This window comes from Streptacidiphilus sp. PAMC 29251 (assembly GCF_054208735.2).
On record NZ_CM135725.2, the window covers coordinates 9,705,872 to 9,727,244 of the forward strand.

The following is a 21,373-nucleotide window of genomic DNA, read 5'->3' on the forward strand; positions in this document are numbered from 1 at the left end:
AAGGACGTCCTGATGATCGAGACCAGCGGACTGCGGAAGTCCTTCCAGACCGGGCGCCGGAAGAAGTCCGCCACCGTCGACGCGGTGACCGGAATCGACCTCAGCGTGGCCGAGGGCGAGATCTTCGGCTTCCTCGGCCCCAACGGCGCCGGCAAGACCACCACCCTGCGGATGCTCGCCACCCTGCTCCCGCCGGACGGCGGCCAGGCCGTGATCGCGGGCGCCGACCTGCGCACCGAGCAGGCGGCGGTGCGCCGCAACATCGGCTACATCGCCCAGGGCGGCGGCACCTGGGACGACGTGACGGCCCGTGAGGAACTGGTGATGCAGGCCAGGATGCACGGCCTCAGCAAGGCCGAGGGCCAGAGCCGGGCCGTCGACGCCCTGGCCGCCTTCGACCTCACCGAGTACGCCGACCGCAACTGCCGCACCTACTCCGGCGGTCAGCGCCGCCGGGTGGACATCGCGCTCGGCGTGATCCACCGGCCCAAGGTGCTCTTCCTGGACGAGCCCACCTCGGGCCTGGACCCGCAGAGCCGGGCCCACATGTGGGACGAGATCCGTCGGCTCCGCTCCGAGGGCATGACCGTCTTCCTGACCACGCACTACCTGGACGAGGCCGACGCGCTCTGCGACCGGATCGCCATCATCGACGGCGGCACCATCGTCGCCCGGGGCACCCCGGCCGAGCTCAAGCGGGAGATCGCCGGCGAGGTGGTCACCGTCGGCGTGGCCGACGCCGAGGTGGCCGAGAAGGCCTCCGAGGTGCTGGCCGAACAGGACTGCGTCCGCTCGACCGAGGTCCGCGAGGACGGCGACCTGCGGCTGTCGGTGGACTTCGGCGAGACGGCGATGCCGCAGATCATGCGGGCCCTGGCCGACGCCGGGATCGAACTGGCCACCATCGAACTGCACCGCCCGACGCTCGACGACGTGTTCCTCACCAAGACCGGCCGCTCGCTGCGGGAGTCCTGACCATGACGCGTGGCGCGACGACGAAGGAGACGGACATGGCTGTGGAATCCGGTTCAGGTGCGGACGAGGGCTTCCGGGTCCGCCGCGCGGTGGTCACCGGGGGCGCCGGCTTCGTCGGCTCGCACCTCTGCGACCGGCTGCGCGCGGAGGGGGCCTCGGTCGTCTGCGTGGACAACCTGCTGACCGGCTCGGTCGACAACCTGGGCACCCGGCCCGAGGAGGACCCGGAGTTCACCTTCGAGGAGAGGGACGTCTCCGAGCCCTTCGACGTGGAGGGACCGGTCGACCTGGTGCTCCACCTGGCCTCCCCGGCCTCCCCGCACGACTACGCGCGGCACCCGATCGAGACCCTCAAGGCGGGCGCCCACGGCACCCTGAACGCCCTGGAGCTGGCCCGCCGCAAGGGCGCCCGCTTCCTGCTCGCCTCCACCTCCGAGGTCTACGGCGACCCGCTGGTGCACCCCCAGGTCGAGTCCTACTGGGGCAACGTCAACCCGGTGGGCCCGCGCAGCCAGTACGACGAGGCCAAGCGCTACGCCGAGGCGCTGACCACGGCCTACCGCACCACCTACGGGGTGGACACGGTGATCGTGCGCCTCTTCAACACCTACGGTCCGCGGATGCGGCCCAAGGACGGCCGGGCGGTGCCGACCTTCATCACCCAGGCGCTGGCCGGAGAGCCGCTGACGGTGTCCGGGGACGGCGCCCAGACCAGGTCCATCTGCTACGTCGACGACACCGTGAGCGGGATCCTCGCGGCGGCCGCCAGCGGGCACCAGGGACCGATCAACCTGGGCAACCCGGTCGAGCTGAGCGTCCTGGACCTGGCCCGCCACGTCCGCGACCTCTGCCGTTCCACCTCGTCGATCGTCTTCGTCGAGCGGCCGGGCGACGACCCCACCCTGCGCCGGCCGGACATCAGCCTGGCCCGCACCGCGCTGGGCTGGCAGCCCAGCGTGGACTTCGACAAGGGCCTGACCCTGACCATCGACTGGTTCTCCCGGCTGGCGCTCAGCGGTTCCTGACCGCCCGCCAGCCGGGAAACCGGGCTAGACCTGCAGCACCCTTCCAGCGGCCGCCCCCACCAGGGCGGCCGTTTCCATGCCGCGCACCAGCGCCTCGCCGTCGGCCAGCGACAGGCAGTGGGTGTCCATCACAAAGGTCATCCGCACCGTCTCGGGGACGTCGTCGACCTGCAGGAACAGCGACTCCAGCGAGGGCGCGTCCTGGCTCAGCACCCAGCGGAAGGCGCCCGGTTGCGGGGCCCCGTCCTGGTCCGGTGCGGCGGAGCCCGGGCCGGCCGGGCTGCTCGGGCTCCCCGGCTGCTGGGCGGCCGCGCCGCGGCGGTCGTTGAAGAAGCAGGAGGTGTTGACGGTGACCCCGCGCTCCTGCTCCACCCGCTGCCTCATCTCCTCCATGGCGGCCGGTTCGAAGTAGCCGTGCTTATAGGCGCTCATCAGGGACCGCTGGGCCTGCTGCACGGTCTCGTCGAGCGAGTCGGGCGACACCTCCAGCACACACATCCCGGCCTGCGCCAGGGTGCAGACCACACCGGAAAGCCCAGGTCGGAACCGGTTCCCGACGATCGGCCTGAGCAGCACCGGGTGGATCCCGGTGACCTCGCTCAGCGAGGTGGCGAAGAGGGCGAGCAGGACGGTGGAGGAGCCGAGGCCGGTGCGCTCGGCGATGGCCTGGACCGCGGGAAGCATCGCCGGGGAGTCGAACTCCCCCTGCCAGTAACGGGGCTGATCAGGGGTCACCTGCTCCCGGTAGCGGCGCGGTTCGGCGTTGCGGAGGATGCCCTCGTGGTAGCGCAGCGCGGCGTCGTTCTGCCGTCGCCCGGCCGGGGACTGCTGCCACCGGGCCTGCGCCAGCGGCTGCAGGTCGGGGACGGGGCGCTCGCGCCCGTCGCCACCTCGGTCATCATGATCATCGCACCCGCGCCGTCGACCGCGAGGTGGCTCATCAGCACCACCAGGTGCGTCAGTTCGCCCTGGTGCCGGACCACACCCATCCGCACCGGCCAGTCGGTGGTGAAGTCCAGGTCAGCGGCCCGGTAGCGCTCGCTCACGGCGTCGGCCACCTCGGCCGGGTCGATCTCCCCGGCGTCGATGATCTCCAGCGCGATCTCGCCCGAGCCGCTCACCACCTGGATCGGCCGGCCGTCGGCGTCGGCGTCGAACCGCAGCCGGGTGCGCATCGGCTGGTAGCGGCCCATCAGATACCGCAGCTCGGCGGCGATGTCCTCGATCGAGGTCCCCGGCTCGAGCGGCTTGACCCCGCCCAGCGGGAACCAGTTGCCGATGGCCGCGATCGTCGACCAGTTCTCGCTCTGGCCCCAGGACAATGGCCCCTCCCCGGCGCCGTCACCCTCGAATGGGACCGCTATCCGCTCGACTGAACCAGTCAAAATACATCAGCCTTCCCGTGCGACTCCAGGGGCCTGCCCCGCGGGTCGGTCAGATAATAACGTGCACGGCGGGACCCGGAGGGGGCGTTGGGTATACGCGAGAGGTTCCGGAATCACCGCGGTGGGAGACAATGGATACCTGCGGCGTCAGTCTCCATGGAATTGTCATGTCCATTTCGAATTCCCGGGAATTCCCTGGCCGCATGGCCGGAAACATCCGTCCCGGAACCACTGACAGCCAATCAGAAATCATGCCCGAGGGTGTGTCGGTGTCCGCGTGCCCCGCCCGACGCCCTGGATCTCGTGCACTGACGTTGAATGTGCGATGTCGGTCAGCATCCTCGGTCGTAGATCGCCCGCAACCACGGTTCGCCGACGGCGGGCATCCGCGCGAGTGTGTACCGGAAGGCATTCCTGGACGGCTGGAACGGGTACCACGGGTGCGGCGGCAGCGGGTCGTCCCGCTCGACGCCTGCCGGCAGCCCGCCGACCACCGGCAGCCGGGTCCGGTGCGGCTCCGAGAAGGCGAGTTCGGCCCAGAGTGCGGCATCCATGGGGACCGGCGCCGACCCGGTGCGCGGCTGCCAGATGTCCCCGGTCTGCGGATGGACCGGCACCAGCACCAGGTCGGCGGCCGGCTCGGCCAACCCCGGGCCCGCCAGGTCCAGCCGCATCGCGCCTTCCTCAGCGGGCAGCAGCGCGCCGAGTGCCCGGCCGAGGAGTTCCGCGACCGGCCCGGGCGCCACCTCGACCGGTGCGCCCCCGGCGGCCAGCACCACCTGAGCGAGGGCCGCGCCCGCCGGGATGTCCCGGTACTCGCTCAGCCGGCGCCACAGCGCGCCGGTGGCGAGCAACTCCGCCCAATCCATGATCGGCCGCTCCGGTGGGCCGGGCAGCCGCACGACCGCCTGCGGGACGAGCCGGACGACCTGCCAGCACCCGCAGTCGTCCATCCTCGTTCCCACCGGCAGATCGCAGCCCAGGCAGGCGAGGTTCGGCCCGTCCCTTCCGTCGATGCCCCTGCAGTAGCCCTCGGCCCGTTCGAGGATCAGCCCGGTGCCACGCATGTCGCCGGGCGCGAGCAGGACGGTGTCCGACGGTCCGTCGGACAGCGCGCCGCACGGCGCGAAGCGCCCTCGCTCTGCCGCCTCACGCGCCCCGACCTCGTCCCACTGCCGCCACGGCGGCCCGTACGGCGCGGGGTCGACGGCGTAGGACCCGGCCTCCAGCAGTGGCGGGTGCAGCTTCTCCCAGTGGGTGTCGGCCAGGTGGATCGGCAGCGCCACCTCCGACACCGCCGCCGTCAGGACCGCACCGCAGCCCGCACAACCGAACACCGCCAAGCTGTCCCCCCGCCGTCGAAGCCCCTGCATCCCACGAGACGTCATGGCATCGATCATGCCGAACACGCAGCCACCCGCGCCAACGCATTGGCTGAACCATCAAACTGACTGCCGTGACAGCCAAGAATGGAACATTCGAGGGCCAGCCCCAGACCCCCACGGGGCCAACCGCGACGGTGCCCGGGGCCTGGGCCGGCTGGCGGCCGGGCTGCTGCTGGAGTGCCGGCCCGCCCAAGCCCGCGCGGTGGTCGACGACGTCCGCGACATGCGCATGCCGCGGACCTGGTCCCGGGGTTCGGGAAGGTCCGCGGCATGCGTGTGGCCGGCAGGCCGGTTCGGAGCCCGGCGGGGTCAGCTGTGGGAGACGGTCAGACCGTAGAAGGCAACCCGTGCGCCCTTGGTGGTGCTGCTGGAGGACGACTGGTTGTAGGAGCCGGCCTTGAAGTAGTTCTTGTAGGGGTAGAAGGACGACGGGATGGTGTACGTGGTGGTGCTGCCGTTGATCGAGAGGGTGAGCTTGTTCTGCCCCGACTCCTCGATCAGGTAGGTCCAGGTCTTGCCGACCGCCACGTGGCCCACGGTGTGCGTGGTCTGGCCGCCCGAGGGCGAGTTCTCTATGCCGACGATGATGTCGCCGTTGTTGTAGTAGTAGAGCTCCAGCAGCGGCTTGGTCGAGGACCCGCCCGTGCCGAGGTGGATCTGACCGACCGTCACATGGTCGGTGACCGACACCACGCGCAGGGTCGCGTTCAGCTTGTTCGTGCCGCCGAGCGCCCAGTTCGCGGCGCTGCCACTGGAGTTCATCTCCCGCAGCTCGGAGCGCGCGAAGTTGGAGTTGGCCGTGGTGACGCCCTTCTCCGGCGCCCAGAACGTCATCGCACCGTCCTTCTGGTCGGTGTAGAAGTACGAGTCCTGGAAGCCGTTGGAGCCCTGCAGCCTCGACGAGGAGATGGTGGTGGGGGAGCCCGGAGAGCCCACGGGCTCCTGCAGCTCCCACACCTTCAGGTTGAAGTTGCCACCCGGCGCGACCGAGGTGCTGGCATTGGGGCTCAGCGTCTTGGTCGTGGAGGCCTGGGCGCTGGCGGTGCTGAGCAGGCCGATCGTGCCTGCGACGGCCACGCCCGTGGTGGCCGCGATGATCTTGGTGCGACGATTCATGGGAGTCCTTGGGTTGTGGGGGAGTGCGCCTGTGCAGATAGATATGACCGGTGATGACGTCGGATCTCTCCGGGTCAGGCAGACAGCAGCAGCCGGACCGACCGTCCTCGGGGAAGGAGCCGTGGGACCGATTGAGCAGGTCGCAGCTCGACCGGGGGGTTGTCGAGCGGTACCTGAAGGTGCGTCAAAAGCAGCCTGGGGCAAGGGGTGGGGCCGCTGACGCTGCCGACATATACGTGAACGTCAGTCATATCTGTGCTTGCGTCAGTCACAGTAGGACTGGTGCACCAGCTTGTGCAAGCGTTCGTTTTAGCAGGTTTACCAGGAATCTGCCCATGCAGAGGAAGGCGGAGGCGCCCCATGGGCCGCTCCGCCCTCTGTTTCAACGCCTGCTCGTATGCTTCTGACCTGCCGCTTTCCAGGCATCCCTGCGCACAGACGGGCGCCTGTGGACCAGACCATTGACGTGGCCATGCGAAAGAAGTTTCATCGAGCCTGAGGGCAGGAGGGCCTTCATGTCCGTACGCATACATGAACGACCATCGTGGGGAACGCCAGGCCCGGCTGGGGCGAGCCCGAGCTCGTGCCGTTCCTTTCCCGTGCCAGGGACGCCACAATGCGGGTGTGCCATCACTGCAGGGGACCACGGGGGGACCATGTACGGGCAACGGGTCGTCATGTTCGAGTGCAGACACTGCAGGATCGTCTGCACGCCGGAGACCGTGACCGTGGTCCCCCGGCGCTGGGGGTTCACCCAGTACGACCACGTCTTCCGGGTGGACGGTCAGTGGCCGATGCACCTCCGCCACGCGATCCGGCAGCGTTACTGGCGCCGCCCTCGCGGCCGGATCTTTCATCTCAACGACATGCGACCGGTCGAGATCCTCCCCAGGACCGGCCACTGGCCCCGCCGCCGCCCCGCCGCCCTGCGCTTCACCAGCAACTCCCGCCCCACCTGGACGATCACGGTCCCGATCACCGAGCACCTGCTGATCGAGAACCCGGGATTCGTCCACCGGATCAACGACCGCATCTCCGGCGGCAAGCCGGACGTCCCCTGGCGACGGCGACCGTGACCGACTCGTCCGTACCACCACGACCGCCCTCCGGCTTCCATGCCTTCCTGGACCAGCGCCGAACCTGCTGTCAGCGTCACGCCCCGTCGGGCCGCGCGCGCAGCGCGGATCGGGTCGCGGTGACCGCCATCGTGGCGTAGGGCATCGTGAAGCTGCCGCCCATCCGGTCGATGGCAGTTCCGACGCCGTCCAGCACCTCGGCGAGCTGGTCCGGCGGGAGCCGGGTGGAGGCGCCCAGGGTGGGCATCTGCTCAAGCCATTCGTCCCGGGTGTACGAGCACTCCCAGTCGAAGCGCCACTGCTCCGGGTCGCCGAACCCGCCCGCCTGCCGGATCCCGTCGGCGGAGCGGGTGAACTGCGTCTGGTGCAGGTCCACGGCCGATTTCGTCAGCGCCGCCCGGAAGTTGAACGGCGAGTCCGGCATCACCCGCTCGCAGACGTCGGCGACGGCCTTCGCCACGCCGGGCGGAAGCTGCGGAACGTGCCAGAACGGCGCCAGCCGGCCGCCGGGCCGCAGTACTTGGCCGGCCTTGGCGGCCCCCGCGACCGGGTCGACCCAGTGCCAGGCCGTTCCGGCGACGACCGCGTCGAACTCCCGCCCGGCCGGGTCCCAGGCCTCGAACGTCGCCGCCTCGGACTCGACCCCGGTCTGCCGCGCCAGGTCGGCCATCCGTGCGTCGGGCTCGACCCCGAGCACCCGGCAGCCGAGCGCCTGGAACTGCCGGGCGGCGATGCCGGTACCGCAGCCGACGTCGAGGACGTCGAGGACGTCGAGCCCGGGCAGGGCGGCCAGGATCCGCCCCACCAGGGCGTCGGGGTAACGGGGCCTGGTCCGGTCGTAGCGTTCGGCGTCGGTGCCGAACGACTCGGCTGTCTCCCGGTGCCGATGGGGCTCGTGCGCAGATGGGGGCACGTCTTCCGGCGGTATAGTGGGCACATGCCCACCGTAATGGGCATGTGCCCACTCGTCAACGGGCGCACCTGGCCGGGGAATGAGGAGATGCACGGTGCCGACAGGGACAGCCCTTCGCGACGCCCGCGAGCAACTGTTCGACGCCGCCGAACGGGTCCTGCTCCGGGACGGGTCGAGCGCGCTGACCAGCCGGGCGGTCACCACCGAGGCCGGCTGCGCCAAGGGGGTGCTGCACCGGCATTTCGCCGACTTCGACGCCTTCCTGGCCGAGCTGGTGCTGGACCGCATCGCCCGGATCGACGACCAGGCCGTCGCCCTGCGCGACTCCGCCGGGACCGGAACCGTCGCCGACCACCTCACCGACGCGCTGATCGAGCTGTTCCGGCCGGTCGCGGTGGCGATCGTCGCCCTCGTCACCTCCCGGGACGGTCTGCGCGCCCGGTTGCGGCAGGCCGGGACGGCCGGAATCCCGATCATGACGGAAGCCACGGCGATGCTCGCCTGCTATCTCGCGGCCGAGCGTGAACGGGGCCGCATCGCGCCGGACGCCGACGTCGACACGCTCGCTCCCATGCTGATCGGGGCGGGACACCTGCTGTTCGCCGACCGGGAAGGCGCCCCGCCGGACGCGGCAGCCGTCCGCAAGGTCGTGACCGCGGTGATCCGCCCCTGAGTCGGCGTCAGGCCTGGCCAGCTCCAAGGCCCCAAGGCCACCTGGCTACGCGGTGGCGGGGAAGTCCTTGCGCTTGATCTTGGCGCGGCGACCGTCCGGGTGGTGGAAGACGATGCCCTCGGCCAGGGTGCCGGGGGCGAAGTGGCTCTCCAGTCCGGCGAGGAAGTCGTGCAGGCCGGCGTAGTCGCGCGGCACGTCCTGGTAGACCGGCGCCTCCAGGTTGAACGGCACGCACCGATGGTCGTCCAGCCGCAGTGGGTTGCCCTGGATGCGGGGGCCGAGCGCTTCGCAGGAGTGCTCGCCGTCCGGCCATGAGGTGACGTCGGTATTGCGGGCGGCGGCGAGGATCCACTTGTCCTCCGCGGCGCCCTCGGCCGTGTCCACGTACCAGCCGTCCTTGATCCCCTGCTGCTTCTGCAGCTTGCTCGGGTTGCACCGCTTCTCCACCCGTACCAGCTGATGGGCCCGGACGGTGAGACGGACGTTGGTTCCGTCGAGTTTCTCGGTCGGGGCCCCCTCGCCGTCGAACACCCAAGCGCACTCGGTCTGCGGCCGGTCGACGACCCGAAAGTCGTCGTCCCGCTCGAACAGGGTGGGGATCTTCTCCATGACCTGCATGCCCTTTCTGACGTGGCCGATCAGTTCCTCGTGGGTGATGGCGCCGTCCGCCAGGCCGCCCGCCAGCGCGCGGACCAGGTCCGCGACCGAGACCTCGGCCTCGACGGCAACCCGCTTCAGCGCCTTCTTCTCCTCGGGCGAGATCCAGGCGACCAGTCGGGACCAGCCTTCGGGCGGCGTCCACCGCGCGAGCTGCTCCGGATTCTTCCCGCGGCCGACCGGGTCCTCTGCGCTCCTCCATGGGCAGCAGCCTAGGCCGGTATTTAATGATGTGTCAATTGGCATAATAGAAAATGAGTCAGGTCGGGGACATGAGTGTCGGGGACATGAGTAAGGCGTCGGCCAGGACGGGGGAGACCTGGCCGACGCCGGTAGCGGGTGTGGGCGGCATCCGTTGCTGCACCCGCACATCTTGTCCAACGGTCAACCACTGTCGGAGGTTCCCGCCCGGGCTGTCTCACTTCAGGACGAAACAACCGCGCCGGGCCAAAGCGTCCAGCAGGTCGGGGGCGGGCTCGACGTCGTTCCAGCGCAGGTCCAGCTTCTCCAGTGAGGGCAGCTGGGCGAGCCACTCCGGGAGCCTGCTGAGACGGTTGCTCCGTAGGTCGAGGTGGCGAAGCAGCGGGAGCGTCGCCAGTGCCTCCGGGATCTCCGTGAGCGCGTTCTCCCGAAGGTCCAGGTGGCGCAACTGGGTCAGTGCGGCCACGGAGTCCGGCAGGCACGCGATTGCGTTGCCGCGCAGCCACAGTTCGCGCAACTGGAGCAGGCCGCCGACCGAGTCCGGCAGCCCCGTCAACTGGTTGTGCTGGCAACGCAGTTCGACGAGTCCGCGCAGGTCGCCGAGGCAGTCCGGGAGTTCGGTGAGGGCGTTCTCGCTGACGTTGAGGTAGTCGAGTTGCGTCAGGCGGCCCAGCGATTCGGGAAGCACCGTCAGCTGGTTGTCATGGAGATAGAGGAAACCGGTCAGCGCGGAGAGGTCGCCCAGGGTGTCGGGGATCTCGGTGAGGGCGTTGTGTCCCAGGTCCAGGGTGTGCAACTGGCCGAGTCGGGCAATCCGGGGCGAGATCGAGGTCAGCCCGTTGTCCGCCAGGATCAGCACCCGCAGTTCGGTCTGCTCCCAGACCGACTCCGGCACCTCGCCGAGGCCGTGACGCCAGAAGTTCAGCGACTGCGCCATGGGCGACGGGCTCACTGCCAGCCTGCTGCCTCGACCTCGGCTGCGGCGACCTCGGCGACGGAGCGTGTGGTGGCGTCGACGGTGAAGTCCTCGACCCCGGCCCGGTCAAGGATTCCGGCCAGTTCGCCGGACCTGTCCAGGTGCCAGCGCAGGGCCTCGGGATCGTCACTGTGGCGGCGGGCCAGCCGCTGGTGGACCACCGGCAGGTCCACCTGGAGCCGGCACACCGACAGTTCGACACCGACCGCACTGGCGAAACTGCTTCCGTTCGTCGTGCTCCTCGACCACGCCGGCGAGGACCAGGCGGACCGCACCGGCGTCGAGGTAGTTGGTGGCGATGCCCCGCAGATTCCGCAGCAGCAGGTCGAAGTTGAAAGGATCCCCCTGAGGCGTCGGCCAGGACTGACTCAGCCAGTCGAGATCGATGACGGCATGCGGCATACCCCGCGTTGTGAGCAGATCGCCCACGGCCACCGCCGCCGAGGTCTTGCCGGCACCGACGGTGCCGTTGATCAGGAGGGCGCGGGGTTCCGGAGAGTTGTCGACGTGCATGCCGGGATCCTACGCCGGGGCTCCTGCCGAGGGCCTCGCTGGCAGCCCCGCCAGGAGCCCCGTCGAGGGCACCCGCGCCTACCCGGCCCCGCCGCGCGACCGGGTAGCGAACCGTGGTGCGGCCGGTGCGGCCAGCGCCTCGCGTGCGTCGGGTGCGTCGCGTGCGGCCACTGCGTCGAGCGCGTCGAGCGCGCGCAGCGCCCGCGCCGGCAGGTCGACCGCCGCCGCCGCGATGTTCTCGCGCAGGTGTGTCGCCGAGGACGTGCCGGGGATGAGCAGAATGGTGGGGGAGCGCTGCAGCAGCCAGGCCAGTGCCAGCTGCCGCGCGGTGACGCCCAGGTCGCGGGCGAGGCCGTCCAGGGCGTCGATCTGCAGCGGCCGGAAGCCCCCCAGCGGGTAGTACGGCACATAGGCGACGCCCTGCTCGGCGCACTGGTCGACGAGTGCGTCGTCCTGGCGGGAGGCGAGGTTGTAGTGGTTCTGCACGGCGACCACCGGGGCGATCCCCTGGGCGGCCCGTACCTGCTCGGCGCTGACGTTGCTCACGCCCAGATGCCGGATCAGGCCCTGCTCGCGCAGTTCGGCCAGCACGCTGAAGGGCCCGGCGATGTCGGCGGCGTCCCGGGTGTCCGTCATCCGCAGATTGACCAGGTCCAGCGCCGCGACATCCAGGCGGCCGAGGTTGTCGTGGACGGCCTGGACCAGCTCGTCCCTGGACAGCGCGGCGGGCCAGCCGCGGTCGGGGGTGCGGCGGGCTCCCACCTTGGTGGCGATCCGCAAACTGCTCCGGGTACGGGTGCAGCGCCTCCCGGATCAGGTCGTTGACCACGTGCGGGCCGTAATAGTCGCTGGTGTCGATGTGGGTGATCCCGGCCGCGACGGCGCCCGCCAGCACGGCGAGGGCTCCGTCCCGGTCGCGCGGAGGCCCCCAGGCCTTCGGGCCCGCCAGTTGCATCGCGCCGTAGCCGATCCGGGTGAGTTCAAGACCGCCGAATGTCCAGGTTCCGGCTGCGGCTGCGTCGATCGTCCCTGAGGTCATGCCGGAATGATCTCCACGGGGGTAGGCTGACGGCCATTGATTCAGTTATGACTGAATCCTGAGAGGGTGGCCGTCCTGACGGAGTTGGCGTTCTCGGCGGGCGATCTGGCGCAGATGCGGTTCGCGGTCTCGCCGATGTGGGAGGTCGGGACCAGTTTCCGACTGCTGGCCTGCGGCTCCGCGCATCCCGTGCACCAGCCCTGGATCGAACAGGTACGGCCGCGGGTGGCGGCGGCCGGTCTCGACCGGGGCTGGCTCGCCGAGCTGGTCCCGCCCTCGGGCTATGTCGCCGACTTCATCAACCCGGCGCCCGCCGGATCGTCCCCCACCCTGGCGGAGGAACTGGCCGGGATCCTGGCCGCTCCCCCCGACCGGGTGCGCGAGGACCTGGACCGGCTGCGACACGACCAGGGCCGGCTCGGCCCCAAGTCGCGGACCCTCTACGCCGAGCCACAGGCCCGGCTGGTCCGGGTCGCCGAGGAGATCGAGACCTACTGGGAGTTGGCGCTCGCCCCCTACTGGGCGCGGATCCGGACCGTACTCGACGCCGACGTCTTCCACCGGGCCCGGCAGGTCGCCGAACACGGTGCTGGCCGCCTCCTCAACGACCTTCACCCCGCCCTGAGTTGGGACGACAACACGCTGCAACTGACCCGCCGTCAGCGGACCCTGTCCCGGACCACGGCGGGCGCGGGGCTGCTGCTGATTCCCTCGGCCTTCACCGGACCGGCCCCGCTCACCCGGGTCACGCCGCCGGAACCCCCGCAACTGGCCTACCCGGCGCGCGGGATCGGCTCATTGTGGGAGCCCCGGCCCAGTACCGGATCCGATGCCCTGGTCGCCGTGCTCGGCCGCTCGCGCACCCTGCTGCTGACCGAACTGGACACACCGGCCTCCACCACCGAACTGGCCCACCGCACCGGGCTCTCCGCGGCCGGGGTCTCCCAGCACCTCACCGCGCTGCGCGACGCGGGCCTGGTCAGTGCCCACCGGGCCGGGCGCTCCGTGCTCTACGCCCGGACCTCCGTCGCCGAGTCCGTGCTCGGCGCCTGCCGATAGGGCTCGGTGGGACGCGTGTTCTCGGCCCAGCGGGCCAGCGGCGGGCCGCACACGCCGAGCGCGGCGAAGAAGACGCCGAGCAGCAACCAGCCGCCCTGGCCGAGGCCGAGGCAGACGGTGGTGAGCACGATCGGGGCGGCGGCCTGCCCGGCGTCGAAGCCGATGCCGAGCAGACCCTGGTACTGCCCCTGGGCGTGGTCGGGTGCCAGGCCGAAGCCCAGGGCGAAACCGGCCGAGGACTGCCACACCTCACCGATGCTGTGCACGGTGATCGCGGCGATCAGCAGGCCCGGTGCGACCCAGCGGGGAACGTCGGCGGTCAGCGCCATCAGCGGACAGCTGACCAGGAAGAGCAGTCCGGCGTGGCGGAAGGCCCGGCCGCCCTGCCGCGGCGTCTCCACCGTGGAGCCGATCCTGGTCTGCACCAGCACGCACACCGCGCAGTTGACGGCGAAGACCGCGGCCACGCTCCAGCGCGGGGCGTGGGTGTGGGCGGAGATCCAGATCGGCAGCAGCAGGGACGCGGCCTGGTACTGCAGACCCATGGCGCCGTCCAGTGCGGTGAAGGCCACGAACGGCCGGTCGCGCAGCACGGCCCAGCGGTGGTGCTGCGGAGGGCTGGGCAGGGCCGGGTAGTCGGGGACGCGCAGATGCAGCAGCGCACAGAACAGGTAGCTGGCGGCGTTGGCCAGGATCAGCACGGTGTAAGCGGCCCGGGAGTCGGCCTGGATGGCGAAAGCGGCGCCGACGGTTCCCAGGATGATGCCGAGGTTGTTGACGTTGCGCAGTTTCGCCCGGAAGAGGGCCGGCCGGTCACCGCTGCCGCGGGCGACGAGGGTGCCGCGCGCGGCGTTGTAGCCGGAGGCGGCCAGCCGGTCCAGCGTGGCCACCAGCGTGAACGCGAGCCAGCTGTGGATCAGGACGAACGCGGCCATCGTCACGGTCTGGACGGCGAGCGTCGCCAGCACGACGATGCGTGGCCCGAACCGGTCCGCCAGATTCCCGGAGGGGAGCCCGGCCAGCAGCCCGACCAGCCCGGCGAGGGTGAGTCCGAGGCCGACCTGGGCGGCGGGCAGATGCACCACCAGCGTGAAGTAGAGCACCGCGGCGGTGTTGAAGAGCCCGTTGCCGATCCGGTTGACGAAACTCGACAGCACCAGCGCCCGCTGCGGACCGCTGGTCGGCAGGGCCTGGGTCACTCGCCGTGCCAACCCGTTTCCGATCATGCGGATCAGGCTAACCCGTCGGACCCGGTTCCGTCCTCGGGTGACTCCTCGAACACCCCGACGCTGCTTGGACGTTGAGGAGTTATTCGCTGAAATCGTCACGTTTCGCCGGGGTCGGTGCGACGGCATCCCGGGGGGGCGGATGAGATATTCAAATGGGGCTTTTACCGGACTTTTGCCGCATGTTGTTGTCAGGGTCATCTAGGGGGTTCAAGGTCGAGTACCAACCTGCTTCCGCCTCTGAACCCCCGGGAGGCCCTCATGACCGCCGTGACCGAACCAGTTTCCTCCGCCCGAGTCCTGGTGGTGCTGGACGGTGAGCTGGACATTGCCACCGCCGAGCGGACCGGGGAAGCGCTGGACGCCGCGCTGCAGCGTGCCGTGCGGCTGGTGGTGGACCTGCGCCGGGTGACCTTCATGGACTGTGCGGGGCTGGCCCCCTGGTCCGCGCCCTGCGCCGGGCCCGGCGGGGCGGCGGCGGCATCACCGTGCTGGTCACCGGCCCGCGCCTGCCGCGCCTGCTGGACGCGACCGGCCTGCGGCCCTGGTTCACCGTGGTGGACACCCCGGCGCCCGGCGGCCTCCCGGCAGCGGTCTCCGGTTAGTACTGCAACCGCATCTGGGGGTTGTGTCCTCGGCGTTTGTAGTGGGAGTTGCGGGCGCGGGCCTGGCTTCGTCGTCGGAAGCGTGACCAGTGCAGATGGTGTTCGTTGGCATGGTGGTGGGCTGCAACGACGATGTGCCCCATCAGTCGGCGGATCTCCGGGACGCTCAGCGGTATGAGCTCGTCCGCATTGTCGGCGCTTCCCCTTTTTGGGCTTCTTCGGCGCGGACGGCGGTCAGGTAGGCGAGTGCGGCCATGGACAGGGTGATGTGGCGGTACCAGGCCCGGTAGAGCCGTACCTGGTAGTGGTCCAGGCCGCACTCGCCCTTCGCGGTCTGGAAGCACTCCTCCACCGCCCACCTGGCAGCAGCCACCTTGACCAGGTCTTTCAGTCGGGTGGCGACCGGTCCGTAGCAGACGTAGTAGGCCAGTTCGCTCGGGTCGCTGACGCTGCGACGGGTCAGGACCCAGTGCCCGAACCCGTTCTCCCAGGTCTCGCGGACAGCGACCCTGGCCCAGTCGTAGATCCGCTCGCCGTGTGCGCCCCGGCCCCCCGACAGGCGCTTCCACGCCTGCCGGGGCAGGTCGGCGATCAGTTGGTCCACTTGCGCGGCCCTGCCGTGGGCGGTGGTCACGATGTCGTTGACCTTCGTGGCCAGCACGTGCGCCACCGATCGTTCCTCCAGCCAGGCGCGCAGGTGCCTCACCTGCCCGAACGCCTCGTCGGCGGTGACCCATGCGAAGGGGATGCCGGCGTCGATGGCGCGCTGCAGCATCCACTTGAAGTGCTCGTTCTTGGTCGCGAAGGGGACCTCGTCCCCGATCCCCGCGGCCCGGCAGCGTGCGCGGTCATCAGTCCACGAGACGGGGACGTAGAGCTCGCGGTCGATCAACGCCCGCCCCCTGCTCGAGGCATAGGCCAGGAACGTCCCGATCTGGCTGTTCTCGGTGCGGCCCGCGGTTCCGGTGTACTGGCGCTGGACGCCTGCGGACTTCGTGCCCTTCTTCAGGAATCCGGTGTCGTCGCCGATCAGCACGGCGTCCCTGGCGCCGATGCTCTCCACAACGAAGCCGCGCACGTCATCGCGCACCGCATCCGCGTCCCACTCGGAGTGGTTGAGCAACCGCTGGACGCCGTCGGGACGCACCTGCCCGACCTGCTCGGCCACCGTCCAGCCGTTCTTCCGCTCCAGGGGCGCGAGCAACCCGTTCAGGTAGTCCAACGCCCGCTCGCGGGGCTCCGACCTCCCGAAATGACGGGCGAACCGGGCATGAAACCCGGCTATCCCCTCGGACCACGACTCGACCTGCTCAACCGTCAACTCATTGGCACACAGTCAGACCAACGAGCACCCACGCTCAAAGTCACGCCCAGATGCGGTTGCAGTATTAGGTCCGGTGGTCAGATCGTGGCGTCGAGCCAGTCGTAGATCCGGCCGGACAGCAGCCGTTGCGCACCGACGTGGCAGTGCTCGTCGGCGCCTTCCTCCGCGGTGAAGGTCAGGAGGGTCTTGTCGGGGGCGGTGAGGTGCTGGTAGAGCCGTCGGGGTTCGGTGTGCTGCTTGTCCTTGAAGAAGTGGTCGTCCGTCGCCTCGCAGACCAGTACCGGACAGGTGATGCGTTCCGCGACGCCGCCGGCCAGGGTGAACTCCAGGAATCGGGCCAGGAACTCGCGGTCGGTGGCCACGCCCAGGGCGTAGCGGCCGTGGGCGAACGCCCATCTCGCCGTGGGGCTGTTCGCGGCCATCGCGGCCAACGCCTTGTCGAGTCCCTCGTCGTGTTCGGCTCCGGCACGGCGTTCGATCTCGGCGCGGTCCCAGGGGAGGGGTTCGGTGATCGCGGCGGCGGCGTCGTAGAGGCCGTCGCACGCCACCACCGCGGCGAGCCTGGGTTCGAACGCGGCGGCGCGGGGTGCGAGGTGGCCGCCGAAGCTCATCCCGAGGAGGGCGATCCGGTTCTGGTCGACACCGGGGTCGGTGCTGAGGTGATCGAGGACCGCTCCGACCACGTGCTCCCAGTCCGGCCGGAACACGAGGCCGTGCCGGCGGAGGGCGCTGGGCTGGCCGGGCCCGTCGAAGGTCAGCACGTGGTAGCCGCGCTCCGGTCCGGCCGCCGCTCCTTGGTAGTGCAGTTCCTCGGCGCCGCCGTCGAACCCGCTGTGCATGATCAGGGTCGGCCGGCGGCCGGCTCCCGGGGCGCGGTAGAAGTACCCGTCCAGGACGGTCCCGTCGTAGGGGATCTGCACCAGCTCCACGGCAGGCTCGAACAGGGCGGCGGCTCGCTGGAAGCACGCCTGGCTGAGATCGTAGGTGGCGGCGACCCGGGGGTCGGACGGGTCCGCGTGCAGGAAGAAGCCGGCGGTGAAGTAGTACGTCGAGGCGCGCAGCAGCAGGTCCCGCTCGGTGACCGGCCTGGCCTGGACGGCCTCGGCCCGAAGCCTGTCGGCCTGAGCCCGGAAGGCGTCGTGCCAGCTGTCGTAGTCCCCTTCGGTGACCTGTGATGCCGCGGCCAGCACCTCGCCGAAGTCGGAGCCGCCGTAGGAGGCGTTGCCGAACAGCCGCAGGGTCTCGAACCAGAACTGGGTGTCGCCGGGGAACAGCAGCTGCTTCATCGGACCCGCTCCGGAGTGGTCGTGGCCGAGGCCGGTGCCGCGGTCTTGGGGGTGAAGAAGCGGTGGTCGGCCAGGGGGCCCAGCAGGGCCACGGTGAGCCCGAGTCCGATCGCGACGACCAGCGCCGGGTCGCCCGTGGAGTGCTTGATCCCTTCTTCGATCAGGGCGGCTGTCGCGACCAGCGCGGCCTTGGCCGCGAGGAGGGGGACCAGGTGAACCTGCACGGATTTGCGTTGCAGTCGCATCCGCATCACCAGCATCAGCACCGCGAAGACGCCGAGGGTGCGCAGTGCTTCCTCCCAAGGCGTCCGGCCGCGGTTGAGATACCAGAACCCGCCGATCAGCAGGCCCCCGACGACGTAGCGGATGAGGGCCTTCGAGGTGGGCTTCATGAGCTTTCTCCTGCCAGTGTGTTGACGCCGGTGAGCAGCCAGTTGAGGGCGCTGCCGTAGAGCGATTCGGGGACCAGGGCGGGGTCTGTGCGCCGCAGCTGGACGAGCCCTTGGAACAGGGCCAGCAGAACGGTGGACAGGTCGTCCAGGGGAATGTCCGGATGCCGGGTCCGGGTGGCCAGGACCTCGGTCAAGGTGTCCCGGGTGGTGCGGAACTGCGACGAGAGGTGCTCCTGGACCTCGGGCCGGCGCATCGCGTAGAGCCAGAACTCCGCTTGCAGGGGGGCGAGATCCCCGTCCTTGTCCGCGGCGGTGACCAGCAGCTGCCCCAGCGCCTGGCGGCGGTCGGCGAGGGTGCTGTCCTCCTCGACCACGATCCCGGCCGCCTCGGCGAGCAGGCTGCCACTGCGACTGGCCAGAAGTTCGAGGAACAGGTCCTCCTTCTTGGCGAAGTTCGAGTAGAGGGCGCCGACGGAGAAGCCCGCGCTCTCGGCGATGCGGTCGACCGAGGCACCGGCGAAGCCCTTGCGGGCGAACTCCCGTGCGGCAGCGTCGAGCAGCAGGGCTCGGGTGCGGGCCTTGGTTTCGGCGCGGGTCAGACGCTTCGGCTGCGAGTCTTTGCTATCCATATAGCGGAGACTATTCGAATAGCGCTCGCTATGTCAATGACGACAGCCTGCGCGCGGCACGGAAGTTGACATACCGGCCGATTCCGCGGGAGACGGCGATCGTTCTTACCGTGCTCATATGTTTATTCTCATTTGCGGCTACTGGCGGGGACTAGTGTCCAGGCTTCGCGACTTCTTTCGTGCCCCAGCAACCTCAGAAGAGGCTTCCACCACATGCCCCTGCGCAGAACATCCGCCGCCGTCTCTCTCGCGGCCCTCAGTGGCCTTGCCGTCCTCGGTACCGCGTCGTCGGCGGTGGCCGCGGCCGCCACCGTCCCGTCCCCGCCCTCGGGGATCTGCAAGACCGGCACCACTGGGCCCCTGCTCCACACCACCCTGACCGGTCTGAGCCTGGCCACCCTCCAGCAGGGCGGGCCGGCCAAGACCGGAACGGTGAAGGTCACCAATGACTCGGGCAGTGCGCTGAAGCACTTCTCGCTCTTCCTGGCCATCGGCCAGAAGGACCTGACGGGCGTGCTCTCCGTGAGCGAGTCCAAGGACGGCGGCGCCTGGGGCGCCGTCAAGCAGGTGACCGCGGGGTTCTACGACCTCGAGAACGACACGACCCTGGCCAAGGGCGCCACCGTCACCTACACCCTCAAGGCCTCCGCCCTGAAGAACGCCCCGGCCGGGGCGTACGGCCTGGTCGTGGAGGCCCTGGGCGCGGCCGGCAGCGAGACGCCCAAGGTGGTGACTCCCAAGAGCCAGTCCCTGATCCAGGGCGCGAACCAGGCCCCGGCCGAGAGCACCCCGGTCGCCCCCGCCTCGCCCTCCGAGTCGGCTTCGGCCTCGACCCCCGCGACGCCTCCCACGGCTGCCCCCGGGGCGCCCGTGCAGGGCGGCGGTGACTGCGTCCAGTTCTGGGGCGGCGAAATCACCGGCCTGCGCATCGTCAAGGCCCCCGGCACCCCGTCGGCGAGCCCCACTCAGGCGCCCTCGGCCACCGCCAGCCCCACCGGCCCGGTCCTGGCCACCACCGGAGGCGGCTCCAACACCGGCACCACCGCCGCGATCGCGGCAGCCCTGGTGCTGGCCGGCGGCGTCGGCGTCGTCGCCACCCGCCGCCGCAAGCGGGGCGTCCACAGCTGAGTCCGTCCCCGCGCAGACCCGGATCAGCGCAGACCTGCGTTCGCAGGGAGGCCGGCCCCGGAGCCCATCGGCTCCGGGGCCGGCCTGCTCACTGCTCGGAAAGGCGTTACCGGGTGAGGGTCAGCACGATCTTCCCCTGGGTGTGGCCGGACTCGATGAGCTGGTGGGCCTTGGCGGCCTCCGCCATCGGCAGGGCGTCCTGGACGTACGGGCGCAGCCGCCCGGCGTCGACCAGGTCGGCGATATCCTGCAGTCCCAGCTGGTCCGGCTCCACGGTGACGCCGGCGAAGCGCCTCCCGGCCGCCACTGCGGCCTGTTGCAGCGCGCTGTCGGTCCGGTCCACCAGGGTGAGCAGCAGGCCGCCGGGGCGCAGGACCCGGATCGACCGCGGGCCGTAGTCGCCGCCCACGGCGTCCAGGACCAGGTCGGCGTCGGTGACGACGTCCGTGAAGTCGACGCTGCGGTGGTCGATGACCTCGTCCGCGCCGAGGCCGCGGACGAAGTCGTGCTTGGCGGCGCCGGCGGTGGCGATGACATGGGCGCCGCGGGCTTTGGCGATCTGGACCGCGAGGTGCCCGACGCCGCCGCCGGCGCCGTGGATGAGGACCCGCTGCCCGGGCTTGACCTGTGCGGTGTCGACGAGGCTCTGCCAGGCGGTGAGCCCGGCCATGGGCAGGGCCGCCGCGTCGGCGTGGTCGAGCGCCGCGGGCTTTCGGACCAGTTGGCGGGACGGCACGGCGACGTACTCGGCGTAGGCGTGGCCGGGCCGGGGAAGAAGGGCATGCCGTAGACCTCGTCGCCGACCTGGAAGCGGGTGACGCCGGGGACGACCTCCTCGACCACGCCGGAGAGGTCCCAGCCGAGGACGAACGGGGGTTGGCCGAGCAGTGGGAAGGCCCCGGCGCGGACCATCGCGTCGACCGGGTTGACCGCCGCCGCGTGGACCCGGACCAGCACCTCGGAGGGCAGCGGCTGCGGCCGCTCCACCTCGGTGGGCTCGAGGACGTCCGGGCCGCCGAAGGAACGCTGGCTGATCGCGTACATATCCGTACTCCTGTCCAAGGGAATCCAAGGGAAGTTGTCTTTAGCGATCGCTACAGCAGGAAACGTAGCACAGCTTTAGCGATCGCTATAGAGTCATTCCATGAGCACCGCACGAGCCCCACGACGGGCCTTCGACCGGGACGAGGCGCTGGAGGTCGCGCTGAGGGAGTTCTGGCAGCACGGCTACGAGACCACCTCGGTCGCCTCGCTCACCCGGGCGATGGGGATCAATCCACCGAGCCTCTACGCCGCCTTCGGTGACAAGCGGCAGCTGTTCGGCGAGGTCGTCCAGCGCTATGCGGCCGGCTACGGCAGCTACGGGGAGCGCGCCCTGGCCGAACCCACCGCACGCCGCGCGGTCGAGACGCTGCTGCGGCTGGCCGCGGCCGAATACACCGACCCCAGCCATCCGCCGGGCTGCCTGGTCATCAACGGCGCGACCAACTGCACGCCGGCGGCCGAGGAGGTCAAGGCCGAACTGCGGGCCCTGCGCGAGGGGACCAAGCACGCCCTGGAGCGGAAGATCGAGGCCGACATCGCTGCGGCGCGGCTGCCCGAGGGCACCGACGCCCGGGCGCTGGCCACGTTCTACGCGGCCGTCGTGCAGGGGATGTGCACCCAGGCCTGCGACGGGGTCGGCCGCGAGGAGCTCGACCGCGTGGCGGAGATCGCCCTCCGGGCCTGGCCCGCTGATCAGGTGTGCAGGTGAGAGAGGGGTCATTGGCCTGGCGGGCGCTGGGATAGCC

At 70.4% G+C, this 21,373-nt stretch carries 21 protein-coding genes and 3 pseudogenes; 8 read left to right on the top strand and 16 right to left on the bottom strand.

The genetic code is table 11. The annotated features are described in order from the left end of the window. Positions 1 to 12 precede the first annotated feature (12 nt). Both ACXKR8_RS46455 and ACXKR8_RS46460 read left to right on the top strand, forming a co-directional pair. Positions 13 to 975: an ATP-binding cassette domain-containing protein gene (locus ACXKR8_RS46455; protein WP_458270577.1), complete on the top strand. Its 963-nt coding sequence runs from the start codon at positions 13 to 15 to the stop codon at positions 973 to 975. A gap of 35 nt (positions 976 to 1,010) precedes the next feature. Then, entirely contained in the window at positions 1,011 to 2,000 is a 990-nt protein-coding gene (locus ACXKR8_RS46460) for a UDP-glucuronic acid decarboxylase family protein (protein WP_458270578.1), read from the top strand. Between the two features lie 24 nt (positions 2,001 to 2,024). Here ACXKR8_RS46460 and ACXKR8_RS46465 read toward each other — a convergent pair whose 3' ends face one another. The 4 genes from ACXKR8_RS46465 to ACXKR8_RS46480 form a co-directional block, all read right to left on the bottom strand. Further along, entirely contained in the window at positions 2,025 to 2,735 is a 711-nt protein-coding gene (locus tag ACXKR8_RS46465) for a hypothetical protein (RefSeq protein ID WP_462100137.1), read from the bottom strand. Next, complete coding sequence (locus ACXKR8_RS46470) at positions 2,732 to 3,322, bottom strand: condensation domain-containing protein (RefSeq protein ID WP_462100138.1); 591 nt, start codon at positions 3,320 to 3,322, stop codon at positions 2,732 to 2,734. The genes ACXKR8_RS46465 and ACXKR8_RS46470 overlap by 4 nt, the downstream gene beginning before the upstream one ends. Positions 3,323 to 3,717: 395 nt before the next feature. After that, positions 3,718 to 4,728, bottom strand: a complete 1,011-nt coding sequence (locus ACXKR8_RS46475; protein WP_458270580.1) for a hypothetical protein — start codon at positions 4,726 to 4,728, stop codon at positions 3,718 to 3,720. Between the two features lie 351 nt (positions 4,729 to 5,079). After that, positions 5,080 to 5,886 carry a polysaccharide lyase family 7 protein gene (locus tag ACXKR8_RS46480; protein WP_458270581.1) on the bottom strand — a complete coding sequence of 269 codons (807 nt, stop codon included), beginning with the start codon at positions 5,884 to 5,886 and terminating at the stop codon, positions 5,080 to 5,082. Positions 5,887 to 6,563: 677 nt separating this feature from the next. On the opposite strand from ACXKR8_RS46480, the gene ACXKR8_RS46485 reads away from it, so the two are divergent. Next, positions 6,564 to 6,962 carry a hypothetical protein gene (locus ACXKR8_RS46485; protein WP_458270582.1) on the top strand — a complete coding sequence of 133 codons (399 nt, stop codon included), beginning with the start codon at positions 6,564 to 6,566 and terminating at the stop codon, positions 6,960 to 6,962. Positions 6,963 to 7,038: 76 nt separating this feature from the next. Here ACXKR8_RS46485 and ACXKR8_RS46490 read toward each other — a convergent pair whose 3' ends face one another. Beyond that, on the bottom strand, positions 7,039 to 7,875 hold the full coding sequence (locus ACXKR8_RS46490; RefSeq protein WP_458270583.1) for a class I SAM-dependent DNA methyltransferase: 837 nt from the start codon (positions 7,873 to 7,875) through the stop codon (positions 7,039 to 7,041). A 94-nt stretch (positions 7,876 to 7,969) separates the two neighbouring features. Here ACXKR8_RS46490 and ACXKR8_RS46495 point away from each other — a divergent pair, with 94 nt between their 5' ends. Then, on the top strand, positions 7,970 to 8,548 hold the full coding sequence (locus ACXKR8_RS46495) for a TetR/AcrR family transcriptional regulator (RefSeq protein WP_458270584.1): 579 nt from the start codon (positions 7,970 to 7,972) through the stop codon (positions 8,546 to 8,548). A gap of 45 nt (positions 8,549 to 8,593) precedes the next feature. Here the strand turns inward: ACXKR8_RS46495 and ACXKR8_RS46500 are convergent, their stop codons facing one another. The 5 genes and pseudogenes from ACXKR8_RS46500 to ACXKR8_RS46520 form a co-directional block, all read right to left on the bottom strand. Further along, on the bottom strand, positions 8,594 to 9,451 hold the full coding sequence (locus ACXKR8_RS46500; RefSeq protein WP_462100139.1) for a hypothetical protein: 858 nt from the start codon (positions 9,449 to 9,451) through the stop codon (positions 8,594 to 8,596). 172 nt (positions 9,452 to 9,623) lie between these two features. Then, a complete protein-coding gene (locus tag ACXKR8_RS46505; protein WP_458270586.1) occupies positions 9,624 to 10,343 on the bottom strand; it encodes a leucine-rich repeat domain-containing protein in 720 nt (239 codons plus the stop codon). Between the two features lie 11 nt (positions 10,344 to 10,354). Then, positions 10,355 to 10,543: a hypothetical protein gene (locus ACXKR8_RS46510; RefSeq protein WP_462100140.1), complete on the bottom strand. Its 189-nt coding sequence runs from the start codon at positions 10,541 to 10,543 to the stop codon at positions 10,355 to 10,357. Continuing rightward, positions 10,509 to 10,895: a DEAD/DEAH box helicase family protein gene (locus ACXKR8_RS46515; protein WP_462100141.1), complete on the bottom strand. Its 387-nt coding sequence runs from the start codon at positions 10,893 to 10,895 to the stop codon at positions 10,509 to 10,511. Before ACXKR8_RS46515 ends, ACXKR8_RS46510 begins: the two co-directional genes overlap by 35 nt. Positions 10,896 to 11,072: 177 nt before the next feature. Beyond that, a pseudogene (locus tag ACXKR8_RS46520) lies at positions 11,073 to 11,934 on the bottom strand (oxidoreductase); the annotation flags it as partial. Between the two features lie 114 nt (positions 11,935 to 12,048). Here ACXKR8_RS46520 and ACXKR8_RS46525 point away from each other — a divergent pair. Continuing rightward, positions 12,049 to 12,993, top strand: coding sequence for an ArsR/SmtB family transcription factor (locus ACXKR8_RS46525; protein ID WP_458275254.1), 945 nt, complete (start codon positions 12,049 to 12,051; stop codon positions 12,991 to 12,993). Here the strand turns inward: ACXKR8_RS46525 and ACXKR8_RS46530 are convergent. After that, positions 12,945 to 14,219 (bottom strand): MFS transporter, encoded by a 1,275-nt coding sequence (locus ACXKR8_RS46530; protein WP_458270589.1) that lies wholly within the window; start codon positions 14,217 to 14,219, stop codon positions 12,945 to 12,947. The two genes, ACXKR8_RS46525 and ACXKR8_RS46530, sit on opposite strands and share 49 nt — an antisense overlap. A 261-nt stretch (positions 14,220 to 14,480) precedes the next feature. On the opposite strand from ACXKR8_RS46530, the pseudogene ACXKR8_RS46535 reads away from it, so the two are divergent. Beyond that, positions 14,481 to 14,645 (top strand): annotated as a pseudogene (locus tag ACXKR8_RS46535) (STAS domain-containing protein); the annotation flags it as partial. A gap of 345 nt (positions 14,646 to 14,990) precedes the next feature. Here ACXKR8_RS46535 and ACXKR8_RS46540 read toward each other — a convergent pair. The 4 genes from ACXKR8_RS46540 to ACXKR8_RS46555 form a co-directional block, all read right to left on the bottom strand. After that, positions 14,991 to 16,145, bottom strand: coding sequence for an IS701 family transposase (locus ACXKR8_RS46540; protein ID WP_458270591.1), 1,155 nt, complete (start codon positions 16,143 to 16,145; stop codon positions 14,991 to 14,993). An 80-nt stretch (positions 16,146 to 16,225) separates the two neighbouring features. After that, positions 16,226 to 17,434, bottom strand: coding sequence for an alpha/beta hydrolase family protein (locus tag ACXKR8_RS46545; protein ID WP_458270592.1), 1,209 nt, complete (start codon positions 17,432 to 17,434; stop codon positions 16,226 to 16,228). Next, positions 17,431 to 17,826, bottom strand: a complete 396-nt coding sequence (locus tag ACXKR8_RS46550) for a hypothetical protein (RefSeq protein WP_458270593.1) — start codon at positions 17,824 to 17,826, stop codon at positions 17,431 to 17,433. Before ACXKR8_RS46550 ends, ACXKR8_RS46545 begins: the two co-directional genes overlap by 4 nt. Further along, a complete protein-coding gene (locus ACXKR8_RS46555) occupies positions 17,823 to 18,455 on the bottom strand; it encodes a TetR/AcrR family transcriptional regulator (RefSeq protein ID WP_458270594.1) in 633 nt (210 codons plus the stop codon). Before ACXKR8_RS46555 ends, ACXKR8_RS46550 begins: the two co-directional genes overlap by 4 nt. Before the next feature lie 213 nt (positions 18,456 to 18,668). On the opposite strand from ACXKR8_RS46555, the gene ACXKR8_RS46560 reads away from it, so the two are divergent. Continuing rightward, positions 18,669 to 19,583 carry an LPXTG cell wall anchor domain-containing protein gene (locus tag ACXKR8_RS46560; RefSeq protein ID WP_458270595.1) on the top strand — a complete coding sequence of 305 codons (915 nt, stop codon included), beginning with the start codon at positions 18,669 to 18,671 and terminating at the stop codon, positions 19,581 to 19,583. Positions 19,584 to 19,689: 106 nt separating this feature from the next. Here the strand turns inward: ACXKR8_RS46560 and ACXKR8_RS46565 are convergent. Further along, a pseudogene (locus tag ACXKR8_RS46565) lies at positions 19,690 to 20,627 on the bottom strand (NADP-dependent oxidoreductase). Positions 20,628 to 20,727: 100 nt separating this feature from the next. Here ACXKR8_RS46565 and ACXKR8_RS46570 point away from each other — a divergent pair. Beyond that, entirely contained in the window at positions 20,728 to 21,336 is a 609-nt protein-coding gene (locus tag ACXKR8_RS46570) for a TetR/AcrR family transcriptional regulator (RefSeq protein ID WP_458270597.1), read from the top strand. Positions 21,337 to 21,373 lie beyond the last annotated feature (37 nt).

Excerpts from the sequence above, each read along its gene's own strand:
- ACXKR8_RS46455 (WP_458270577.1), top strand. The coding sequence starts at position 13 with ATGATCGAGACCAGCGGACTGCGGAAGTCCTTCCAGACCGGGCGCCGG.
- ACXKR8_RS46460 (WP_458270578.1), top strand. The coding sequence starts at position 1,011 with ATGGCTGTGGAATCCGGTTCAGGTGCGGACGAGGGCTTCCGGGTCCGC.
- ACXKR8_RS46480 (WP_458270581.1), bottom strand. The coding sequence starts at position 5,886 with ATGAATCGTCGCACCAAGATCATCGCGGCCACCACGGGCGTGGCCGTC.
- ACXKR8_RS46485 (WP_458270582.1), top strand. The coding sequence starts at position 6,564 with ATGTTCGAGTGCAGACACTGCAGGATCGTCTGCACGCCGGAGACCGTG.
- ACXKR8_RS46500 (WP_462100139.1), bottom strand. The coding sequence starts at position 9,451 with ATGCCAATTGACACATCATTAAATACCGGCCTAGGCTGCTGCCCATGG.
- ACXKR8_RS46505 (WP_458270586.1), bottom strand. The coding sequence starts at position 10,343 with ATGGCGCAGTCGCTGAACTTCTGGCGTCACGGCCTCGGCGAGGTGCCG.
- ACXKR8_RS46515 (WP_462100141.1), bottom strand. The coding sequence starts at position 10,895 with ATGCACGTCGACAACTCTCCGGAACCCCGCGCCCTCCTGATCAACGGC.
- ACXKR8_RS46525 (WP_458275254.1), top strand. The coding sequence starts at position 12,049 with ATGCGGTTCGCGGTCTCGCCGATGTGGGAGGTCGGGACCAGTTTCCGA.
- ACXKR8_RS46530 (WP_458270589.1), bottom strand. The coding sequence starts at position 14,219 with ATGATCGGAAACGGGTTGGCACGGCGAGTGACCCAGGCCCTGCCGACC.
- ACXKR8_RS46545 (WP_458270592.1), bottom strand. The coding sequence starts at position 17,434 with ATGAAGCAGCTGCTGTTCCCCGGCGACACCCAGTTCTGGTTCGAGACC.
- ACXKR8_RS46550 (WP_458270593.1), bottom strand. The coding sequence starts at position 17,826 with ATGAAGCCCACCTCGAAGGCCCTCATCCGCTACGTCGTCGGGGGCCTG.
- ACXKR8_RS46555 (WP_458270594.1), bottom strand. The coding sequence starts at position 18,455 with ATGGATAGCAAAGACTCGCAGCCGAAGCGTCTGACCCGCGCCGAAACC.
- ACXKR8_RS46560 (WP_458270595.1), top strand. The coding sequence starts at position 18,669 with ATGCCCCTGCGCAGAACATCCGCCGCCGTCTCTCTCGCGGCCCTCAGT.
- ACXKR8_RS46570 (WP_458270597.1), top strand. The coding sequence starts at position 20,728 with ATGAGCACCGCACGAGCCCCACGACGGGCCTTCGACCGGGACGAGGCG.